This is a genomic window from Pseudoalteromonas sp. S1727 (assembly GCF_005886375.1).
In the GTDB taxonomy this organism is placed as follows: Bacteria; Pseudomonadota; Gammaproteobacteria; order Enterobacterales; family Alteromonadaceae; genus Pseudoalteromonas; species Pseudoalteromonas haloplanktis.
In genome coordinates this window covers 13496-33854 of record NZ_PNDT01000119.1, presented here as the reverse complement: position 1 = coordinate 33854, position 20359 = coordinate 13496, and the positions used below count along the sequence as shown (strand labels likewise).

The 20359-nt window shown below is 40.4% G+C and carries 22 protein-coding genes; 9 read left to right on the top strand and 13 right to left on the bottom strand.

The window, feature by feature from the left end:
* Positions 1 to 43: 43 nt before the first annotated feature.
* Entirely contained in the window at positions 44 to 1003 is a 960-nt protein-coding gene (locus tag CWB85_RS19980) for a LysR family transcriptional regulator (protein WP_138555841.1), read from the bottom strand.
* A gap of 146 nt (positions 1004 to 1149) precedes the next feature.
* On the opposite strand from CWB85_RS19980, the gene CWB85_RS19975 reads away from it, so the two are divergent.
* Entirely contained in the window at positions 1150 to 2097 is a 948-nt protein-coding gene (locus CWB85_RS19975) for a sodium-dependent bicarbonate transport family permease (RefSeq protein WP_138555840.1), read from the top strand.
* A gap of 43 nt (positions 2098 to 2140) precedes the next feature.
* Here CWB85_RS19975 and CWB85_RS19970 read toward each other — a convergent pair whose 3' ends face one another.
* Together CWB85_RS19970 and CWB85_RS19965 are read right to left on the bottom strand one after the other, a co-directional pair.
* The gene (locus CWB85_RS19970; RefSeq protein ID WP_138555839.1) at positions 2141 to 5059 is read right to left on the bottom strand and encodes a UvrD-helicase domain-containing protein; all 2919 of its coding nucleotides are present in this window, start codon (positions 5057 to 5059) and stop codon (positions 2141 to 2143) included.
* Positions 5060 to 5189: 130 nt separating this feature from the next.
* Positions 5190 to 6107: a Gfo/Idh/MocA family protein gene (locus CWB85_RS19965; protein ID WP_138555838.1), complete on the bottom strand. Its 918-nt coding sequence runs from the start codon at positions 6105 to 6107 to the stop codon at positions 5190 to 5192.
* Positions 6108 to 6413: 306 nt separating this feature from the next.
* Here CWB85_RS19965 and CWB85_RS19960 point away from each other — a divergent pair, with 306 nt between their 5' ends.
* The gene (locus tag CWB85_RS19960; protein WP_138555837.1) at positions 6414 to 7583 is read left to right on the top strand and encodes an MFS transporter; all 1170 of its coding nucleotides are present in this window, start codon (positions 6414 to 6416) and stop codon (positions 7581 to 7583) included.
* Between the two features lie 59 nt (positions 7584 to 7642).
* On the opposite strand, the gene CWB85_RS19955 is transcribed toward CWB85_RS19960, so the two are convergent.
* Positions 7643 to 8050: a hypothetical protein gene (locus tag CWB85_RS19955; protein WP_016709332.1), complete on the bottom strand. Its 408-nt coding sequence runs from the start codon at positions 8048 to 8050 to the stop codon at positions 7643 to 7645.
* A 282-nt stretch (positions 8051 to 8332) separates the two neighbouring features.
* Here CWB85_RS19955 and CWB85_RS19950 point away from each other — a divergent pair, with 282 nt between their 5' ends.
* Positions 8333 to 8602 carry a helix-turn-helix domain-containing protein gene (locus CWB85_RS19950; protein ID WP_212748243.1) on the top strand — a complete coding sequence of 90 codons (270 nt, stop codon included), beginning with the start codon at positions 8333 to 8335 and terminating at the stop codon, positions 8600 to 8602.
* Positions 8603 to 8798: 196 nt separating this feature from the next.
* Entirely contained in the window at positions 8799 to 9206 is a 408-nt protein-coding gene (locus tag CWB85_RS19945; protein ID WP_016709331.1) for a hypothetical protein, read from the top strand.
* Between the two features lie 109 nt (positions 9207 to 9315).
* Here the strand turns inward: CWB85_RS19945 and CWB85_RS19940 are convergent, their stop codons facing one another.
* Entirely contained in the window at positions 9316 to 9723 is a 408-nt protein-coding gene (locus CWB85_RS19940) for a hypothetical protein (protein WP_016709330.1), read from the bottom strand.
* Positions 9724 to 10048: 325 nt separating this feature from the next.
* Here CWB85_RS19940 and CWB85_RS19935 point away from each other — a divergent pair, with 325 nt between their 5' ends.
* Together CWB85_RS19935 and CWB85_RS19930 are read left to right on the top strand one after the other, a co-directional pair.
* Positions 10049 to 10828 carry a hypothetical protein gene (locus CWB85_RS19935; protein ID WP_138555836.1) on the top strand — a complete coding sequence of 260 codons (780 nt, stop codon included), beginning with the start codon at positions 10049 to 10051 and terminating at the stop codon, positions 10826 to 10828.
* 177 nt (positions 10829 to 11005) lie between these two features.
* A complete protein-coding gene (locus tag CWB85_RS19930) occupies positions 11006 to 11182 on the top strand; it encodes a DUF6435 family protein (RefSeq protein WP_138555835.1) in 177 nt (58 codons plus the stop codon).
* Between the two features lie 56 nt (positions 11183 to 11238).
* On the opposite strand, the gene CWB85_RS19925 is transcribed toward CWB85_RS19930, so the two are convergent.
* Positions 11239 to 11805: a GNAT family N-acetyltransferase gene (locus tag CWB85_RS19925; protein WP_016709327.1), complete on the bottom strand. Its 567-nt coding sequence runs from the start codon at positions 11803 to 11805 to the stop codon at positions 11239 to 11241.
* Between the two features lie 84 nt (positions 11806 to 11889).
* Positions 11890 to 12537, bottom strand: coding sequence for a signal peptidase I (gene lepB / locus CWB85_RS19920; RefSeq protein ID WP_138555834.1), 648 nt, complete (start codon positions 12535 to 12537; stop codon positions 11890 to 11892).
* Positions 12538 to 12727: 190 nt separating this feature from the next.
* On the opposite strand from lepB, the gene CWB85_RS19915 reads away from it, so the two are divergent.
* Positions 12728 to 13426 carry a flagellar brake domain-containing protein gene (locus tag CWB85_RS19915; protein ID WP_138555833.1) on the top strand — a complete coding sequence of 233 codons (699 nt, stop codon included), beginning with the start codon at positions 12728 to 12730 and terminating at the stop codon, positions 13424 to 13426.
* Positions 13427 to 13439: 13 nt separating this feature from the next.
* On the top strand, positions 13440 to 13898 hold the full coding sequence (locus tag CWB85_RS19910; protein ID WP_138555832.1) for a GNAT family N-acetyltransferase: 459 nt from the start codon (positions 13440 to 13442) through the stop codon (positions 13896 to 13898).
* Between the two features lie 89 nt (positions 13899 to 13987).
* Here the strand turns inward: CWB85_RS19910 and CWB85_RS19905 are convergent, their stop codons facing one another.
* From CWB85_RS19905 to aceK, 4 genes are all read right to left on the bottom strand, one after another.
* Complete coding sequence (locus CWB85_RS19905; RefSeq protein WP_016709323.1) at positions 13988 to 14242, bottom strand: DUF2999 family protein; 255 nt, start codon at positions 14240 to 14242, stop codon at positions 13988 to 13990.
* Positions 14243 to 14315: 73 nt separating this feature from the next.
* Entirely contained in the window at positions 14316 to 15278 is a 963-nt protein-coding gene (locus CWB85_RS19900; RefSeq protein WP_138555831.1) for a zinc-binding dehydrogenase, read from the bottom strand.
* Positions 15279 to 15305: 27 nt separating this feature from the next.
* Positions 15306 to 15698 (bottom strand): hypothetical protein, encoded by a 393-nt coding sequence (locus CWB85_RS19895; protein ID WP_016709321.1) that lies wholly within the window; start codon positions 15696 to 15698, stop codon positions 15306 to 15308.
* An 83-nt stretch (positions 15699 to 15781) separates the two neighbouring features.
* Positions 15782 to 17572, bottom strand: a complete 1791-nt coding sequence (aceK, locus tag CWB85_RS19890) for a bifunctional isocitrate dehydrogenase kinase/phosphatase (protein ID WP_138555830.1) — start codon at positions 17570 to 17572, stop codon at positions 15782 to 15784.
* A 104-nt stretch (positions 17573 to 17676) separates the two neighbouring features.
* Here aceK and CWB85_RS19885 point away from each other — a divergent pair, with 104 nt between their 5' ends.
* The gene (locus CWB85_RS19885) at positions 17677 to 18624 is read left to right on the top strand and encodes a LysR family transcriptional regulator (protein WP_016709319.1); all 948 of its coding nucleotides are present in this window, start codon (positions 17677 to 17679) and stop codon (positions 18622 to 18624) included.
* 141 nt (positions 18625 to 18765) lie between these two features.
* On the opposite strand, the gene rluB is transcribed toward CWB85_RS19885, so the two are convergent.
* Both rluB and scpB read right to left on the bottom strand, forming a co-directional pair.
* Positions 18766 to 19635 (bottom strand): 23S rRNA pseudouridine(2605) synthase RluB, encoded by an 870-nt coding sequence (gene rluB / locus CWB85_RS19880; RefSeq protein ID WP_016709318.1) that lies wholly within the window; start codon positions 19633 to 19635, stop codon positions 18766 to 18768.
* A complete protein-coding gene (gene scpB / locus CWB85_RS19875; protein WP_138555829.1) occupies positions 19632 to 20222 on the bottom strand; it encodes an SMC-Scp complex subunit ScpB in 591 nt (196 codons plus the stop codon). Before scpB ends, rluB begins: the two co-directional genes overlap by 4 nt.
* Between the last annotated feature and the right edge of the window lie 137 nt (positions 20223 to 20359).

Genomic DNA, 20359 nt, shown 5'->3' with positions numbered 1-20359 from the left:
ATTTTGACATATAGTTGTTCTCGGCAATTGCTCCTGCATTGCTCTACCTCCTGCATCCATGCAGTCGTACAAGCTGGCCTAGCTCATTGCATACCCAGCGAGCATCTAAATAGCGCGTTAAGTTGTGCTCAGCAAATTGCAAAAAGCTACGTGCCGCATGAGATAAATGTCGATCGGTACGAATAACAAAATACCAATGGCTGGCAAGTTGCGTATCTTTGACACTGAGCACTTTAAAACTCTCATCGCCTTTAGGCAGTACATGACGAGAAAGTACACCGACCCCCATCCCAGATGATACCGCGACACGAATAGCCTCATTACTTGCCATTTGTACACTGTTACTTAACACTAAACCGCGTCCCTGTAATTCACTTTCAAACAACATACGGGTAGCGGATCCCGGCTCTCTTAATAAAAATCGATAACTTGTCAGCTCAGCCAGCGTGATCTCACTTGCCGCTGCAAGGGAGTGAGTACTGGGCACAATAAATTCAAGTGGATTTTGTAAAAAACGCGCCGCTTTTGCGTGCTCCAGAGATGGCGGATGACTGAACACATAAATATCGTCTTCACCACGATCAAAGCGACCCAACACCTCTGCACGATTGCCAATTTCTAAGGGGAGTTCAACATGGGGATGTAAATTACTGTATGGCCCAAGTAACTTAGGCAAAATATATTGGGCGGTATTAACCATAGCAATTTTACAACGGCCGCGCTCGCCGCCTCTAAGTTCTGCTAAAAAGTCTTTGTAATCATCAAACTGGCCAAAAATCTGTTGGCATGTTTTAAATAACTCCAAGCCTGCTTCGGTCACCGTTAATTTTTGCTGTTGCATTAAAATTAACGGCTCTGCCACCGCCTCTTGTAAACGCTTAATTTGTAAAGAAACCGTAGGTTGAGTTAAATGCAGCGCTCTGGCTGTCTCACTGATCGAGCCTGTTTTCACCACACTCATAAACACTTCAAGCAATCGAAATGATATATGCCTTAAATCCATGTCTACCTCTTAAAGAAAAATTATAAACAATATTAAAGTACAGCAACCTATAGATGATAACCTATAGGTATCTATTAATCATTTTATTATTTGCTATGCAAAGTTTTCATTACAATAGCGCCACTTCACATACTAAGGGGAAAAGTGTGCCAGATATTGTTGTAATGTTTTTTGTTTTAGGCTTGGTTGCAGGGCTGTTGCGATCTGATTTAAAAATACCGCAAGCGACCTACGAAACGCTTAGTTTGTTGCTGATGCTCACAATTGGCTTAAAGGGCGGTATGGTGTTGCACGGTAATCTAAGCTGGCAGCTGCTGCCAGAAATGGGCTCAGTAATGTTGTTGGGCGCATTTATTCCACTGATGCTCTATCCAGTTTTAAAGTATGTTGTAAAACTATCCGTCGCTAACAGTGCCAGTATTGCTGCCCACTATGGATCTGTCAGCGCAGGCACTTTTGCCGTTGCACTGGCTTATGCCGAATCGTCACAACTCATTGTTGGCGCAGAGGTTACACTTTATTTAGTGATGCTAGAATTACCGGCGATTATTGTTGGCTTATTACTTTACAGACGTCTTGATAAAGAAAACAACAGTACACGCACGCTTTCACTAAAAACACTGTGGCACGAAACCCTTACCAATAAAAGCATCATTCTTTTAGTCGGTGGCGTTATCATTGGTATGCTTTACGGTACACAACAAGGCAGCCAAGTGACTAACTTGCTTACCAGCAGTTTTAAAGTGGTACTAGCGTTATTTTTACTGGAGATGGGATTAACAGCTGCTAAAACACTGCGTCCTATTCCTTGGCATCATTGGCGAGTTGCATTGTTTGCGTTAATCACACCGCTGTTTTTAGGCGTAATTGGGGTTACTGTCGGCACAGCCTTAAAACTCGAACTAGGCTCCGTGGTTGTATTAGCAAGCTTAGTAGCCAGCGCCTCCTATATTGCCGCCCCCGCGGCGATTAAAGCTGCAATTCCAAAAGCAGATATCGGCTTGGCAATGCTCAGTTCTCTGGGTATTACCTTCGCGTTTAACGTCACTGTAGGGATTGGTTTATATCACCAATTGGCTGTGGCTATACAATAATTAGCTTGCTTTAAAGTAATATGGGCTCTTTCTAAGAGCCTACTTAAACCTGCTCCGGCCATTTTATTGCTTTACTGTCTTTGCCATTTTTACAGCTGAGCGGTTCATTACCTTGATAGTTTTTACAGCCCCAAAACAGCCCTTTAGCACTTTGGCGTAGCACCATCTCAGCGCCGCATTTATCACAAATAGGCTGTATGTGATTACACGACTCATTAACGCACGCCTTAAAGCCTGCATAGCGGCTGCGTGTCATTGGGCTTTGACACTGCTGACAAGGTTTTTCTTTATGCTCGCAATGTGGATAGTGCGAGCATGAATAAAACACACCAAAGCGCCCTGTTTGTTTTTTTAAAACACCGCTATTACAGCGCATACAGTTTATATCTGCACTGTAGAATTGTTCATTATCAGTGCTAAATTCATGCAGCTCTATGTTGTGCTCAGCTATTAATTCAGTAACAAAACAACTGCTGTTGGTCATATCGGCAATAATATACGCCCGCTGCTTTGCTCGCGTTAGCGCAACGTAAAATAACCGTCGCTCCTCTGCAAAAGTAAACGCTTCTTTCGCTGGTAATAATGCCTCTAAAATTGCGGGAGTGGCTTTTTCACTCGGAAAGCCATGCTTACCTTTTTGCAAGCCGATAATGATCACGTGATCCGCTTCTTTGCCTTTTGCGGCATGAAAGGTCTGCGATTGAATTTTTAACAACGGATACTTCAGTTGCATGGCGGTAATATCTGCATTGCTTGGTAGCTGAAACCAAAACCGTGCTAAAAAGTAAACTGAAGTGGGTTTGCACACTGTACTATAAATTGCACCAAGCACATCGTCTATTGCGCCATTAGCAAGCTCTGCAAGCTCGCTTTGATAATGATTATAAGTAGTCGGTGCTTTCTTTCCACGTCTTAATATGGATACCGCAGGCTGTTGTACTTGAGTTAAAGACGTTATGGTTTTATTAAGCTGCGCTGGGTTTTTACTAATAAAGGCAGAGGCAACCTCGCCTATTTTATTATTAAAACGAAAAGTAGTGTCCAATTGCGCTTCGGTGGTAAAACCAAAATACGTTTTAAACTGTGTGGTTAACTTTATATCTGCGCCGCTAAAGCGGTAAATCGCTTGCCAATCATCACCCACAGCAAATACCGAGCACCCTTTACGGCTATCACGCAGGGCTTTAACTAATCGCGCTCTTGGCTCAGATATATCCTGAAATTCGTCCACCATAATATAACGCCAAGGCGAATGAAACTTGCCTGACTCCACATACTCAATGGCTTTGATGATCATGTCTTCAAAGTCTATCTCGCCGCGCTGCTGCAAGTGTGTATTGTAGTGAGAGAGGATCGGCTTTAATAATGCCAGTGCCTGCGTGGTTTGCTTGGCATCAAGCGAGCGCTTAATCACCTTCACTTCATCTGCAGCGCTTAAACATGTGCCTTTGTATAAGCCGAGTAATTGTGCAAAAAACGTCGCTAAAACAGTGACTCTGCCTGTTTCCTTTAAACTCGCAAGCAGTGACTCTACTGGCAACATCTGAGTGTGCACGTTAACACTTTTTAGCGCCTGCTTGAGTTCGCTTAACAATATACCTTGTTTGTGTTGCCCATAGGTCAGCGCTATACAGTGAGTGTTATTACTGGCATGGGTGGTGTTTTTCCAGTCCATTGCCTCGTGGTACTGGGTTTTATCTATATACGGGGCGGTATTCCCTGCTTCATCAATGCCGTAATACTCTATGTAAATATCATACTCAGGCAAATAAAAGTCGGGTTTATACTGACTACGGTCAATGGTTTTAACCGCTACTTTGTAAGGCGCTTCGTATTGATAATCTATGCCATGATAAAACAGCCAATTAGCAATATACAGTTCACCAAAGCTTTTTACTTTGTCGCCTTTGAGACTGCGGATGTCATTATCATTTAAGTAGCTGTAATAATCGCCTAAGGTTTTAAAATCAACCTCATTTTTTTCAACGTAATAATATTTGCTAAAATAATCCAGCACTAGAGTGCGATAACGCTCGTTATTATCAATCAGTGACTCAAAAGATTGTTGTACCCACTTAGCTTTTGCTTGTTCATCTTGGGCGAGCACATTCATGCTGGGTTTGGCATTTTCAACCTTAGCAATGATCGCAAGGCCAATGCTGTGAAAGGTTGCAGCCTTTATTTTATCTGTGGCGAGTTTGGTTTGGATCCGCTCATCCATTTCATCAGCGGCTTTTCGGCCATACGCCAGCAATAAAATATCACTGTATTGCGCTTGCTGACTTGTGACTAAAAAACCTGCTCGGCCAATCATTACACTGGTTTTGCCGGTACCCGCCCCTGCCAACAATAAATTGTTGTCGTCATCAATAATACATGCTTGCCTTTGACTATGTGTTAAAGGGTTGCTCTCAATCGAATCAAAAAAGTGGGCGTGTAATTTAAGTTGCTTAGTAAGATAGCGCTGTTGTAAATGCTGGGTAAGTCGTTCATGCCAATTAGCGTATTGTTCAAGTAACGTTATTTTATTAGCAACTAAGCTCAGTACAGAGCTTTGTTTTACCCAAGGTAACCAGCGCTTATATTCATCACGTGCAGCTTGCTTTAAACTGGCCACATGAGATTGACGTAAGTATCGCAGCTCGACAAATTGCGATATTTTAGTCAATACCGCATTAAGTTTAGCCACATTGGCTTGCAGCCAATATTGCTCACAGCTCGCTTTAATTTGTCGGTGAATGCCATACGCTCGCATCAAAAATGTATAGTTTTGCTCAGCTGTGGCAAAGCGAATAGTTTGCCCGAAAACCCCATAAGAGAAAGATAATGGCGCCAACAACTCCCCCCACTCAATGGAAGTCACTGTATTACCTTGTCGAATGACAAGCACATGCTCATCAAATGCTAAGCGTGCTTTGCTCGCAAACATCAGACCAAACAGGCTAACTGGAATAGAATTCATTACTGCTGAATTCCTTAATAAAATTAATTACCTGTATTTTAAAGCATGCAACTCAATAAATCTGAAAATAACGCTATTTATTTTACAGCTTCTTTGTAATCGTTTCAGAGTAAAATAGCTTACTAGTGTTTTATACGTGTGCAACCAGCCACTCACACAGCTCATGCGTTAAGCTATCTTTTTTAAGCTGTAATTGGTCAACTTGCTGCGCTTTAACTGCCGCTAACCATGCATTTAGCATCGATTCAAAGCCCCGTTTATATAATGTCGGCTGCCAATCGTTTTGCGGCACAGGCTGTTGTATTTCATTGGCCATCGATGTCAGATTAGTAAGTGATTCAATCCGCCACTTTTCATTCAAACCGGTTATTTCAACAACTTCCTCATTACATCCACTTAATCTATCCATAGCACCTTGAAATAACCGCCCCTCAAACTCAAAGCTAATATGTATAGCAGCCAGTAAGCCTTGTGGATCTAATTGTGAAAACACCTGTAACTGGTTAAGTTGATCAAAACGCTCTACATTTGCAAAATGGCATAAACTATCAACCACATGAATGAAGTCATCAAAAATAAAGGTGCGCGGCTGTGCTGGTAAATTTAAGCGGTTTTTTTGCCATTTAAGATGGCGTATTTTTGGCTTTGCAATATCGGCCATAATTGGTAAAAAGCGGCGATTAAAGCCTAAAAATAATGGCGTGTTCTGTTTAGTCGCCAGTTCAATAAGCTCACTCACTTCACTAAAACTATACGCTAATGGTTTATCTACAAATGTGGCAATTTTTTGCTCAAGCGCTTGTTTCGCAAAAGCATAGTGCGACTGAGTATTCGTATGGATCATCACCCCGTCTGGTTTGCACGCTAATACATCTTGATAATCAGTAAAGTGTTTTTCTACCCGATATTGCGAAGCTAATTTGCTCAACAGCCGTTCATTTCGCGTACAAAAAATAGGATCGATCTGCGCATGCTGTGTGACAATAGGTAAATAAGCTTTTTGTGCTATATCGCCAAGTCCGACTAGAGCGATTGTTAGTTTACGCATTTTACTGTTGCCCCTTGATGAGAATTAAAACCAAGAATACAGCATACCAAGTTATTCTTTAGATTGATAAAACAACTACATTTTCTAAACAATATTGCTAAAAAAAAGACACTAAAATGACGCAAATAACCCGTAAATTTACCTAACTGATCGCTATAAATAAAATATCGAGTAAATATTCAAATATAACTTTACTTGAGCTCAAAATCGGATTAAATTCGCCGTAAAATTAACCACTTCAAAATAATTGCTGGTCATTAAAGTCCCCTCAAGCAATTATTTACGCCCTTTAAATCGGATATCCTAATGGTTGAGCTCACAGCCGGTCATAAACCAAATAATCCACTTGCACCTGTTATTGGCTTATCTTTTTTTGCGATTGCATCTGGCTTTTTAATGAGCCTCATTCCTCTATCATTGAACGCTTTTGGGCTGGATAACGAACTTGCTTCTTGGCTAGCAAGTGTGTTTTATCTTGGCTTATTAATCGGTGCTTTTTTTATTGAACGTATTGTTACAAAAATAGGCCACCGACATGCCTTTATGGTATTTCTGAGTTTATTAATTGTTAGTGTTACCGCCCAGCTTATTTTTCCAAAAGCTCATGTGTGGCTTTTAGCCCGCTTTGTCGCAGGGATTGCTGTCGCAGGTGTATTTGTAGTGGTAGAGTCATGGTTATTGATGACCGATACAGCCAAAGCACGTGCAAAACGATTAGGCCTGTATATGACATCCCTCTACGGCGGTAGTGCAGTTGGCCAACTGGCCATTGATCCACTAGGCACCAGTGGTGCACTTCCTTATTTATTTGTTATTGCACTCTTATTTGTCGCAATGTTAGCACCACTACTCATAAAGTCAGGTCAGCCGCAAAGCCATCATTCGCAAAAACTACAATTAACTGAGCTAAAGCAATTGAGCCGCCCAGCCATCTTAGGTTGCTTAGTCTCAGGATTAGTACTTGGTCCAATTTATGGTTTAATGCCTGTTTATATTGCCGAGCAAAGTGCACAAGCCGCTTTCACTGGTACCTTAATGGCGACCGTCATTTTAGGTGGCATGCTCGTGCAGCCTTTAGTAAGTTACCTATCTACACGAATGGCAAAAAGCTTGTTAATGGCGTTATTTTGTTTATTTGGTGCGCTGGGGGTCGTTGGTATCATGCAAGCTGTGCATTTTAATGTATTGATCGCTAGTTACTTTATATTAGGGGCAGCAAGTTTTGCACTTTACCCTATCGCCATCACCTTGGCGTGTGATGCATTACCAATCGAAAAAATAGTCTCAGCAACCGAAATTATGTTATTGAGCTACAGTTTTGGCTCGGTATTTGGTCCGCTACTTGCGGCTAACCTGTTTGACTCAGCAAACGGCATTATGGTGTATTTAGGCGGCTGTTTATTCACTACCTGTATTTATATGCTGATAAAAAGCCTTAAAAGTATTTCCACTGACAATACCTCTGTCGCGGGGTAATCCAAAAAAAACCCCATACTAATATACTCAGTATGGGGTTTCTCTTTTATAACTAAAATCTATAAAGAAAGGTTTTCTTTAGCACGCGCTAAGTTATGAGAAACCATCACGCTGTCTGCAATTTGCACTGCTTCATAGAAGTCGGAAATGCCAGCCGCATCATTATTTGTCATCATACGAGATACACCACGGTTACTTAAAGCAAATGATGTTAGCTCACGAACTTTCATTCTCGGCCCATCACTTTGCTTTAACAAAGCAATTGCTTTTGTACAAATCGCTTCAGCTTGTTCGTAATTTTTTGACTTAACATTGAGTGCGCAACTATTAAATGACTCTTCTAATTGTACCGGTGCAGTCTCTTGCTCGATAACCATTAATTTGTAATCACTCTGATCAGCCATAACAGCCGCTGAGCAAGTAAATAATGAGCAAAGAGCAATGGTTTTGATAAGTGTACGTTTCATGATTATATTCCTATTTGGTTACGTCGTATCTGTTGCCGACAATTAAACTTTAAGCTGTTCTCACTATTTCGACAAACGATAAAAATAAACCTAATAGGTGAAGGAATTTAACTCATAGACTTTAGTCTAATACAAACAGGAAAAGTACGAATAAAAACAAACAATAAAAATTACTGATATAACTTAAGCACACTGAAATTGCGCGATTGATCCTCTCAGTCTCAGCTCAAAAAAGACACCCTATTCTTAAGGCAAAAGATTGCAAAATGGTAAACTTAGCTCATGACATCTAGATTGATGAAATTTCAGCTGCCGCAACTATGTCGAAGTATTATTTCATTCGTCTATTTAACCAACAATTTGGCATCACACCACCACCAATATGTGTTGAACTGTCGGATCATCCAAGCGAGAAAATACATAGAATCCGGTTTGAGTACCTCGCGAGTCGCATTAGATGCAGGCTTTGCCGATAACAGTCATTTAAACCGCCACTTCAAGCGTGTTTTTGGTTTAACGTCCACGCAATACCAACGACAACTCTCGCGCTAAATTACAAAGGCTCACTATGTTAGAAATATTCGCTTATACCATATACCCCTAGACCAATAAATTTGCTCGGCCTGCAAAGTGGTATCAATAATAAAACCAATACACACCTAGGCTTTTTTGCCGGTGTAGCAAGTGCAATACTTTTGCTATTTGTACTCTAGGTTATATAGAAATTGCATTGATCCCAGCAAAAATATTGCCAGTTATAAATTTTGCGGGATGTTTATATATTCTCTATATCGCGGTTAGGGTAGCTAAAACACCGGTCAATTTTGATGATAACCAAGCAACCAATATAAAGTCGCTAACCTTTAGTAACGGCCTATTTATGCAACTACTTAACCGCAAAGCCCTCGCTGCCACCTTGCCCATTACCACCATTCAATTTCCCGCCGCGGGCATTGCTGGCAGCAGTATTGTATTGTGGTCATGTATCTTGGCGTTATTAGCATTTGGCGCACCAGCGAATTATTCACTTGCAGGCAGAGCCATAGGTAAACATATGACAAACGCACACTACTTTGAAGTAATAAATTTATTGATGGCCGCATTGCTTGTGGTGGTCGCAGCAGATATAGCCGTAACGCAGATTTTTATACAGTAATAGCGGCAAATGGTTACATCAGGTTTGCAGCATACTCGCCATTCCCTGCGCTATAAACGCAAAAAACCCATATTGAGTTAATCAATATGGGTTTTTATAACCTGTAAGCTTATAGTGAAAGGTATTCTTTGGCGCGAGTTAAGTTATGTGAAACCATTGCACTGTCAGATATTTGTGCTGCTTCGTATAGATCTGACAAGCCAGCTGCATCATTTTTAGCCATTAAGCGTGACACTCCACGGTTACTTAGTGCGTACGACGTCAGCTCGCGTACTTTAAGTTTTGACTTACCGCTTTCTTTTAAAAGCGCAATTGCTTTTGTACAAATTGCTTCTGCCTGCTCATAATTTTTTGATTTGACATTTAGTACACAACCATTGAAAGACTCTTCTAGTTGCTGTGGCGCTGTTGCCTGCTCAATAACCATTAACTTATAGTCACTGCCGCCAGCCATAGCCGCTGCTGAGCAAGTTAATAATGAGCCAAGTGCGATGGTTTTGATAAGTGTAAGTTTCATGATTATATTCCTATTTGGTTGAGTCGCGTCGTAACTGTTGCCGACAATTGAACTTTAGAGTGTTAGCTCACTTTCGACAAACGATAAAACTAAACCTAATAGATGAAGAAAATTAACTCATAGACTTTAGTCTAACACCCAAGTTCGAGCCACAAATCAACAATTTGATCTACTAGTAACTTAATTTAACTTATATGTGTTCAAAAAGCTGAGTGTTACCTTAGAAAAACGTTTTTTGTTACCAAATTGATAACTAATGAATTGACATATATACTCATTAGTCTATAGCAAAGGTGTAGTTTAATGCTTTATTCGGAAAGTAATCATGCAGCCAAAATACTTAGCATTCATATTATGGACTTTAATTTGTTGTAATATAACGGCCTGTGGGGCTGGCGCTGCAAATGTTCAAACAACGCAATCCGAAACGGCGACCACGGTTGATAATGGCGTTCCCGCAGATTATCGAGTGATTATTTATGGTAACAGTCACAGTGCGCAATTAGGTGCAATGCTTAAAGTGCTTGTCACTAGTCAACTGCCAAACAGTACAATAGACACAGTAACAATAAGTGGTCGATTTTTAGATGAGATTGTCGCCGTGACTGGAAATTTAGAACAATTACAGCAAAACAGTTGGAGCCACGCTATATTTCAAGGACAGAAATACTCCCAATCAGGCACGGTCAACTATTCTACAGATGCAGCCCGGCGTTTAATCGCAACTGCCAAGACAAACAATATCATGCCTATTTTATTCCCTGAGCACCCGCAACGTGGCAATCCTGCTGAAGCTGATCGTGTCTATAATTTACATCAATCGATTAGCCAACAAGAGCCCAGTTGTGTTGCACCTGTAGGTCTGGTTTGGAATCGCGTATTAGCCGCGATGCCAACAGCTAAGTTATACAATGCTGATGGAAACCATGCCTCTTATGCAGGTAATATGCTGACCGCCATGACCTTTTATGAAGTTATCACTGGTGAATTAGCCGATGCGATCCCCTTTACTTCGGCTCTTGAATTAGAGCAACAACAACAGGCTCTTTTTGGGCAAATTGTTACTCAAGTACTCGCTGAACATCCCGCTTGCCCTATCCCGTAATAAACACTCGTTTGAAATGTAAAGAGCAGAATGAAGTAAAGTAATGCGTATTTACTTCTTAGCTTTGTATGACTTTCCAGCTAAGTAATGATGTTTTATTTATTGCAGTCTACACTAATCGATTATTGTGCATGTTACGTAATGGCTTACATACATTTAAAAATACAAGTGACAATAATGTTTTCATTTTTTAAAAAAGATCCACTGAAACAACTTAATAAACAATACAGCGCCAAACTTGAACAAGCTATGTTCTCACAACGAAATGGCGATATTAAAGGTTACTCACAACTCACCTTTGAAGCAGAGCAAATACTCGATAAAATTAAAACTCTCGAAAACAAAATCACTTAAATAAACTACAGTTATTTTTATTCGAGAGCGCAGGTATCTATGCGATAGGTAAATTTTTACGCTTTACTATTATTTTGCTGTAAGTCATCCACTAATAAACCGTATAAGGCTGAATCTGAAATCACGCCATTGATTTCCCAGCGTTTACGTAATAATCCTTCTTTAATAAAACCAAGGCGCTCAAGTGTTTTTGCCGATGCAGCATTGTCAGGGTCCAATTCTGCTTCTATCCGCCTTAAACCTATTTCTTTAAAGCCATAACTTAGCAGTGCGTGTGCTGCCTCAAAAACTAAACCTTTGCCCCAATATTGAGGACTAAGAGCATAACCAATTTCAGCACGCTTTGAATCAGGTACATAGTTATGCAGCATACATTTACCAATCAACTGTTGGGTCGATTTTAAAATCATGGCCAAACAAACTTGTTTTTGTTGTTCGCTGGCAGCCTGGCTTGAGGCAATAAAATCAATAGCATCACAGTGTGACTGCCAAGGGGGTGTATGCCAATACTCCATAACGATTGGATCTGCAAAAATAGCGAGTAAATTCTCAGCATCACTGACATCTAACGGCCGTAGTTGCAGACGTTCAGTGTCGATTATAGGCGTAAACTTATTAGGCATAGCATCTCCTTGAAGCAATGAATCCAAAAAAGTAGCCTAACTTAGTTCCTAATTTAGTTCAAATTAATACGGACAAAATACTAATTAGAGTGCTTTTAAAACCCGATCTTTACGGGGTAAATAGTAGTCATCATAATCAAGAGAAACGATCACTCGCTTAGCTCTACCAAGCAATTCGGCTCTAGGAACTAAACCTATAACTCTGGAGTCAGCACTATTATCACGGTTATCACCCATTGCTAAGTACATGTCTTCAGGGATGATAACGGGTGCAAAATTTTGCATTGCAGAGCGCTGTTTGGACAATTTAACTGCGTGCTTTATACCATTGAGGTTCTCTGTTGCTACGCGATTTATTGGAGTTTCACTCACAGGGTCGTAATTTAAATGTTTACCATTTATCACTAACTGATTATCGACCAAAGCTACGCTATCACCGGGTACACCTATCACCCGTTTTATCAACCGATTTTGCGCTGCAACAGAATCAAATACAATAATATCGCCTGCTTGTGGCTCTGCTAGTTTCAACAGAGAAATCTTCGTAAATGGCACCCGTAAATCATAGGCCATTTTATCGGTAAAAATCCGATCTCCTTCTACAATCGTTGGCTTCATTGAGCCTGTCGGTACTTCGTACCAATCGGCTACTGCGCTTCTAAACACACACATAAGCGATATGAACACGATTAAAGAGCGGTTATTCTTCCATATTTTATAAAGGTATTTCATTATGTTGATCCATTCTATTTACTTATCTTAAATAGACATATTCTGTACTTATCCGTTCAGTTAACTTTGTAACAAAGTATGTCTTTGTGCTACTTAAAATAAGCTTTTAATACCACTCGTTTGTCGTAGTGATTTTTTAGCTCATTTAAAGGATACTATTTGGAAACAAATAATAATTACTACAAAATATATGGAAATTACTCAAGCTAAAGCAACTCTCGATAGCAAAGCCAAATTTTGTTTAGATCTCTTACCTGGCAAAATAATTGATATCCAATTTACCAACCCATTAACAGTCAGGTTTAAATTAACTTTAATTGGTTACGAGACCGGTAAATATTTAATTTTAAAATATCCCCCTCAAGCAAAAAACAATCAGTATAGTGATGTGCTCAAAGAAGGTAATGGGGCAATTGTACGTTACATTGTTGAAGGTGAACGAGGTGAGTGTGTAGCATTTTCAACCACAATTTTAGCCATTGCAGTTCGACCAGAAAAATTAATCTACCTTACTTATCCTAAACAAATTGAAAGCAGGCAGTTGCGTGAAGTAAACAGATTACAAACGCATATTCCAGCCAAAATTAGTATCAATAAAGATCAAAATTATGACAGCGAAAATCTATTACAAGGGATCATTATTGATATTTCCACCACAGGTTGTCGCTTTACCGTCCACGTTAACTCTGGGTTCTTAGCGCTTAAAAAACGTCAAGTATTTGTGCATTTGCTATCCCCCATCGACAACAACGCTGTTGTGATTTGCGCGCATGTTCGCAATAACCAAATGCAAGGCAACCGTTTAAATGTTGGAATTGAATTTGCTGGATCAGAGCAGCAAAAAATGCATAACTTACTAGCCGCTTACGCCATTGATATTGGCCAATGAGTACTCACTCAATATGAAGTTAATTAAACCGACAGAGAATCATCTAATAACAATCATGGATTGGTTTTCTAATGAACAAGAGCTAACCAATTGGTCTGGTCCAAATTTCAGGTATCCATTTGATTTATATTCTTTTACTGAAGATCTCAAGGTGAGTTCACTGAATTCATTTGTACTTATATCAAATAAGTCAGAATTTTTAGCATTTGGGCAGTTTTATCAACGTTTAGATAAATGCCACCTAAGCCGATTAGTAGTGAACCCCGAATTTCGTGGTAAAGGGATCGCAGCAAAGCTTATGTCACATTTATGTGAGCTTGGGCAACAAGAGTTAAAACTAAAAGCGTATTCACTGTTTGTTTTAGCGCATAATGAAACGGCTATTAAATCTTATCAGAAATCTGGCTTCACATTCGCAGACTATCCCGGTGAAATATCATTAGCTAATTGCTTATACATGATTAAATCATAACCCCAGCTGTTTAACGATTTAACTTACACGGTTCAGCTGTCAGCTCGACTGTATTAACAAACCAAAGCTGACAGTGTACCAATCAATAATTATTGATTTTTATATTGCTCTTTGGCTTTTTCAAGCTCGCCATCAGTGATCCCTAAAGACACTGCAGCTTCTTTAATTAACTGTGGCTGTGTCATTACTAACCCCATTAACGCTTGTAGTTTCTCTGGCGGAATACCTAGCTGCTGAACAAGGGCCATTGCCATCATTGGGTTTTGGGTAAACGCTTGAAAAAGCTCATGTACTTTTTCGTCGCTAACGTTATGCTCTTTTAATGTTGCAATAATTGGGTTCATTGTATGCCTTATTATTTTTTAGATACTCTCATTTATATGGGCTAACTGCGGATTTTAAACCTACATAATTAATTTACTGCACTTCTAACACTACTTTTCCGGCATTTTCGTTACGCTCTAATATTTCATGAGCTTGCATTGCTTGTTGCCATGGTAGCGTTTTATAAATATTAAAATCAAAGCGTTGATTGGCAATATCATCATAAAACATGGCAACAAACTCATCACGAAGTTGGCGTTTAAATGCTTGGCTGCGGTTACGAAGTGTTGAAGCATGAAATGAGATACGTTTTTGTAATAAACGGGCAAAGTCTACCTCTGCAAAGCGGCCATCTAAAAACGCTAACATAATAATTTGGCAATCCATTGCTGCAATCTCAGCATTTTTGTTTAAATAACGCCCCGAGACAGGATCAACAATAACGTTAGCAGTTAACTGATGATGCTGCATATATTCAACAAAATCGGTGGTTTTATAGTTGATGACGTGATCGGCACCTAACTGTTTAGCATGCTGACATTTTTCATCACTGCCGGCGGTGATCACCACCGTTGCACCAACACGTTTTGCCATTTGAATAGCCGCGCCACCTACACCACTGGCACCCGCGTGAATAAGTGCTGTTTGCCCTTGCTCTAAGTTACCCAGCTGAAATAATGCTCCAAACGCGGTTAAATAGACTTCGCTGATTGCTGCGCCCTGTACCATAGTTAAACTATCTGGTAATTGCATCAGTTGACCGGCATCAACAGCCACATATTCACTATAAGCTCCGCCTGAGCACAAGGTAAATATTGATTGATTAAGCCAATTGCTATCAACCTCAGTGCCGAGTGCAACCACTGTTCCTGCACATTCGAGCCCTAAAATAGGGCTATCACCTTTTGGTGCTGGGTATTTACCTTGGCGCTGCATGCAATCGGCGCGGTTGACCCCTATTGCGGCCACTTTCACTAGGACTTCGTTCGGTTGCAATTGAGGTTTGTCAGTGTCACTCAAGCTTAGTTGCTGCTCGTGATGAGATATAAATTGCATTGTGGCTCCTTGGTCGGTTAGCTAACTTTAGTCGATTTTGCGCCATACTTCGGCTTCAACTAACTTACCATTTTCAGTTAAAGAATGATGCCATAAGTTATCCTCAATTTTGTAATCAAAAGCCATGGTTTTACCAAGTAATGATGGAATATTGCCATACGCAAATGTTTCAACAAACTGTTGGTTCTTTAACGTGTACTTACCACCACCTGCATAGTGAAATTCACCGTTTTTTTGCGTAATGTAGTTAAAGTGAGTAGCTGTAATTAATTTAATGGACGTAAGCTCAGGGGCTTTGGCAGTGACATAGCCTTGTTCTACCGCATACTTCCCCTCTACAAACTCCCAACTACCGAGCAGTGGATTAGCTAAAGCTAAAGGTGAGGTAAGTAATATCCCCGTTAAAAGTAATGTTTTCATGGTATATCCTTTTAAGTCTTCTTATTAGTGTTTATAAATTGTACCTGTTGCGGTAAAGAACACCTATCAGACTTGTGGCTAACTTATGTAAATCGCCAACTCTGTTTATAAGGATATACATCGTAAACGTGACCGGCGTTAATCTGTGCTTGGCACTGTTGCCAGAATTCAGGGCTGAACAAATCATTATGCTGCTGACAAAAATAACTAAATGCACGCTGATCTGCACTAAAAAACACCTTGAATTGACTTGGGAATACATCGTTTTCGTCAACATCAAAATAGCTTTCGTTACTGAGTTCATCAAAGCTATTTTCACTACTGGGTAATTGCCTAAAATGACACTGTGTAAGTGGGCAAATTTCATCATAATCATAAAATACTACGCGCCCCCACCGAGTGACGCCAAAGTTTTTCATTAACATGTCACCTGGAAAAATGTTTGCTCCCGCTAAGTCTTTTATTGCTTGGCCATAATCATCCATAACTTTATTCAGCTTAATATCATCGCATTGATTGATATAAAGATTCAGCGGGGTCATTTTACGCTCCACATAGACATGTTTGAGCACTAACGCTTTATCTGCAATTGATATACTACTGGCAATATTAGTCTGCATTTGCGCAAGTAACTCATCACTAAAGCGGCTTAAGTCAAAAGCCAAATAGCGAAATTCATGGGTGTCGACCAAACGACCCACTCTGTCGGCTTGTTTTACGAAGTCATATTTTGCCATTACTTGTGCTTTGCTGGCTGTTTTTGGCGCATTAAATTTATCTTTTATCACCTTATACACATAATCAGAGCCTGGGGTGGTAAATACCAACATCACCATGCCTGGCGTGCCTGGGGCAATAATGTATTTATCATCAATAGGGCTATTTTTAGTCGTGTCTACTTTGTAACGATAAAACTCCGTTTTAGCATGTTTAATAAAGCCAATGGCATTAAATAACTCAAAACGTTGTTTATGGGGCATTAGTACAGATAAGTAATCAACATAGCGTGCGGGTTGATCGGTATCGACCATAAAATAAGTACGAGCAAAGCCAAAGAGTAAACTCAGTTGATCGGCCCCCATCATTACCGCATCTAACGTTAAGCCGCTATCTGTATTCAAAATGGCAACTGCAAATGGCATATTATCACCATTCTTAGCTATGCAGCGGCCAATCAAATAACAGGCTTTATTTCTAAAAAAAAGTGAATTAGCGTATTCAATATAGCCGTCATTTAAATCTAGTAACTCATACACTTGGCGACATTGCAACTTTGCACCGGCTCGGAGCGTACGCTGTAAATTATCAATATCTTTTCCTAAATCAATAAATTGAACCCGAAAAGCTTGGCGGTAAATGAGTTGCTGAACCGCATTAGTAAAACCATTTTGTAAAGAAATGCGACTCACTAAATTATCAAATGGCCGCGGTTTTGCTCGGTACTTGGCTTTTAATACAAACAAATGCACAGTGCGGATTTTTTTATCATCCCAAATAGCGCCAAATGTGGAATTAAAAAACGTATGCGCAATCGGTTGATTTTCATGCTCTGCAACCATTTTCCCATAAATATGTTTTGCCTGTCGCCAAAGTTGTGGTTCATGCAATTCTTGAAATGCAATGATCCGCACCGCCTCACTAACATTTTTAACTTGCCGTTCGTATACTTGCAATCGCTCTCGCATTGCTGACTGAACACCTTGCCACTGTTGCTGCTCAAAGCGACTTTGCGCTCCTAAGGTGATATTTAAAAACTCTGCGAACATAGCTTCAAAACCTGCAAACACCGCTCGGGCTAATTTAGTCGCAATCACTTGCTGCAGTGCGTTTTCTAGCTCAACTGACACGGATTGTGGCGGCTCTAATTCAGGCATATTTTTATCACTTATGGCGACTATTTTTCATTACTGGTTTACACACCTTAGCAAGCAGGCTTTAATTTAGATAATTAATACAGCGAATAAATAAGATTGATTAAATGAATATACGTAATGTCGATCTCAACCTGCTGGTGTACTTAAATGTACTCATAGATGAGCGAAATGTCTCTAAAGCAGCAAATAAACTAGCGCTCACCCAACCTGCAATGAGTAACGCATTAAAGCGTTTACGAGATTTGTTTGATGATCCTCTGCTAGTGCGCGCCGCAGGTTCAATGACACCAACCGCAAAAGCACTGAGTTTAAAGCCTGAAATTGAAGCTTTACTAAAAATGGCTGAAGCTATCACCCAACCCAGTGATGTTTTTGATCCAAGCACAGCACAAGCAACATTTCGCATAATGGCCAACGATTATTTAGAGTCAACCTTAGTCGCGCCTTTTATTACCGCACAGCTGAATAAACATCCGGGATTAAACTTTGATGTGCTGAGTCCAAGTGATGTCAGCCTACAAGATATGGAAAAAGGCAGTATTGATTTAGCTATCAATCGTTTTAATGGCTTACCCCGCTCGTTTCACCAAGCCAGTGTGTGGCGTGACAATTATTGCTGCTTAATGCACCCTGCAAACTCTTTCTTGCAAAAGCCTGATTTAGAAAACTATTTAGCAAGTGAGCATATTTGGGTTAATCGTGCAGGTTGGGGAGCAGAAGCTGCGGTGACAAATAAATCCGGCAGTCAAAAACTAGGGTGGGTCGATGAAGCTTTATGGCAACTTGAACAAACTCGTCATATTAGGGTGTTTACCCGCCACTATATGATAGCCAGCTTGCTTTGCCAGTCACCTCAGTTAATTGCCACCCTGCCACGGCGACAAGCCATGTTACTTACAAAACATACAGAGTTAGTCATAAGCCCCGTTCCCTTTCAAATTGTGCCTATTGAAGTAAAAATGCTCTGGAGTCCACTGCTTCACCATGCCAGTCCTCACCAATGGTTACGTCGTGAATTATTAGCATTTGCGCAAACGATTGCTGATAGGTAATGAGTAAAGAGCAGTTCAATGTGGTGTAAATAACGATAAAAAATCCGTAATAAGCTTTGCTCATTACGGATTTTAGCTGTTTGTCATTCGTTCGCTTAACGACGCTGTGCCGATAATCGCTTATTTTAAACTGAACACCGGTTAACGACGTTTAGTTTGTTTGACGCGATTATTGTGCTTTTTAACAGCTTTACGAATTTGATTAATTTTAGCGCGCTTATCTTTACGCTTTTCAGGCATTACTGATAATTTAGTTTGTGTTTCACGACCTAATTTAACTGTTTTACGTAAGTAGTTAACCGTCTCTAGATCAAGCTCAGCCCAACCACCTTGTGGTAAGCGTTTATCGAGCTCTAATTTACCGTAACGAATACGGATCAGACGTGATACTTCGACATCTTGAGATTGCCATAAACGACGTACTTCACGATTACGTCCCTCAGTTAAAGTGACGTTATACCAACGGTTGATGCCTTCCCCGCCCAATGGTTTTATGTTTAGGAATTTAGCCATGCCATCTTCAAGCTCAACGCCTTTACTTAAGTTTTTGATGGTTTCAGCTGTCACTTCACCAAATACACGGGCTGAGTATTCACGCTCAACTTCATAGCTTGGGTGCATTAAACGATTGGCAAGTTCACCATCATTGGTGAATAACATTAAACCTGCAGTATTTATATCTAGTCGGCCCACAGCAATCCAGCGTTCACCATCAATACGAGGTAAGCGGTCAAATACTGTGCGGCGCCCTTCTGGATCTTTTCGTGTACATAACTCACCCTCCGGCTTGTTATACATGATAACGCGGCAAATGCGTTCTGCTTTTTCTTCAATCTTCACGGTGTGACCATCAACACGGATCAAATCCGTTTCTTCTACGCGGTCACCTAACTTTGCCACTTTACCATTAACACTCACGCGATTTGCATCAATGTATTTTTCCATTTCACGACGAGAGCCAACACCCGCTCTTGCCAATACTTTTTGTAACTTTTCACCTTGTATACTCATTCGGACAGTTCTCTCACAGAAGGATCACTCAATAACTGGTCTATTTTACTTTGCTGCTGCTCTGGCAGTGGCGGTAAATTTTCTAACCCTGTTAACGAAAAATAATCTAAAAATTGTTTGGTTGTCGCATATAAAGCAGGCCTACCTGGCACCTCTTTATGGCCAACAACATGTATCCACTCACGTTCGAGCAGACTTTTAATAATACCCGAGCCAACAGTGACGCCACGGACTTGCTCGATTTCTCCTCGGGTGATCGGTTGACGATACGCGATGAGCGATAACGTCTCCAATAAAGCGCGAGAATATTTAGGTGCGCGTTCTTGCCAGAGGTTATTTAACCAAGGCGCTAAACTCGCACAGGCTTGAAATCGAAAGCCGCTACCCACTTCAACTAGCCGGATACCTCGGGTTTGATAATGAATTTGGATTTGTTCAAGTGCGAGGTTAATGCGCGTCATCGACACACTCAAATCACCTAATACCGTTTCTTTTAAGTGCCGCTTACTAAGGGGTTTTCCAGCAACAAAAATAGCCGCTTCAATGATCTCAACAAGTTGTTCATCACTAATTCGTCGCCCCGCCATACCTATTTCTAACCTAATAAACTTGCGTAACGTAATATTATGACAGATCAAACTTAAACTGGGAAAAACTATCGTTAAATATCTATAAAAAATGCCAATAACACAGTTATTGGCATTGAGGTTTTCTATTTAACTTT

Excerpts from the sequence above, each read along its gene's own strand:
- CWB85_RS19980 (WP_138555841.1), bottom strand. The coding sequence starts at position 1,003 with ATGGATTTAAGGCATATATCATTTCGATTGCTTGAAGTGTTTATGAGT.
- CWB85_RS19970 (WP_138555839.1), bottom strand. The coding sequence starts at position 5,059 with ATGAATTCTATTCCAGTTAGCCTGTTTGGTCTGATGTTTGCGAGCAAA.
- CWB85_RS19965 (WP_138555838.1), bottom strand. The coding sequence starts at position 6,107 with ATGCGTAAACTAACAATCGCTCTAGTCGGACTTGGCGATATAGCACAA.
- CWB85_RS19960 (WP_138555837.1), top strand. The coding sequence starts at position 6,414 with ATGGTTGAGCTCACAGCCGGTCATAAACCAAATAATCCACTTGCACCT.
- CWB85_RS19955 (WP_016709332.1), bottom strand. The coding sequence starts at position 8,050 with ATGAAACGTACACTTATCAAAACCATTGCTCTTTGCTCATTATTTACT.
- CWB85_RS19950 (WP_212748243.1), top strand. The coding sequence starts at position 8,333 with ATGACATCTAGATTGATGAAATTTCAGCTGCCGCAACTATGTCGAAGT.
- CWB85_RS19940 (WP_016709330.1), bottom strand. The coding sequence starts at position 9,723 with ATGAAACTTACACTTATCAAAACCATCGCACTTGGCTCATTATTAACT.
- CWB85_RS19935 (WP_138555836.1), top strand. The coding sequence starts at position 10,049 with ATGCAGCCAAAATACTTAGCATTCATATTATGGACTTTAATTTGTTGT.
- CWB85_RS19930 (WP_138555835.1), top strand. The coding sequence starts at position 11,006 with ATGTTTTCATTTTTTAAAAAAGATCCACTGAAACAACTTAATAAACAA.
- CWB85_RS19925 (WP_016709327.1), bottom strand. The coding sequence starts at position 11,805 with ATGCCTAATAAGTTTACGCCTATAATCGACACTGAACGTCTGCAACTA.
- lepB (WP_138555834.1), bottom strand. The coding sequence starts at position 12,537 with ATGAAATACCTTTATAAAATATGGAAGAATAACCGCTCTTTAATCGTG.
- CWB85_RS19915 (WP_138555833.1), top strand. The coding sequence starts at position 12,728 with ATGGAAATTACTCAAGCTAAAGCAACTCTCGATAGCAAAGCCAAATTT.
- CWB85_RS19910 (WP_138555832.1), top strand. The coding sequence starts at position 13,440 with ATGAAGTTAATTAAACCGACAGAGAATCATCTAATAACAATCATGGAT.
- CWB85_RS19905 (WP_016709323.1), bottom strand. The coding sequence starts at position 14,242 with ATGAACCCAATTATTGCAACATTAAAAGAGCATAACGTTAGCGACGAA.
- CWB85_RS19900 (WP_138555831.1), bottom strand. The coding sequence starts at position 15,278 with ATGCAATTTATATCTCATCACGAGCAGCAACTAAGCTTGAGTGACACT.
- CWB85_RS19895 (WP_016709321.1), bottom strand. The coding sequence starts at position 15,698 with ATGAAAACATTACTTTTAACGGGGATATTACTTACCTCACCTTTAGCT.
- aceK (WP_138555830.1), bottom strand. The coding sequence starts at position 17,572 with ATGCCTGAATTAGAGCCGCCACAATCCGTGTCAGTTGAGCTAGAAAAC.
- CWB85_RS19885 (WP_016709319.1), top strand. The coding sequence starts at position 17,677 with ATGAATATACGTAATGTCGATCTCAACCTGCTGGTGTACTTAAATGTA.
- rluB (WP_016709318.1), bottom strand. The coding sequence starts at position 19,635 with ATGAGTATACAAGGTGAAAAGTTACAAAAAGTATTGGCAAGAGCGGGT.
- scpB (WP_138555829.1), bottom strand. The coding sequence starts at position 20,222 with ATGGCGGGGCGACGAATTAGTGATGAACAACTTGTTGAGATCATTGAA.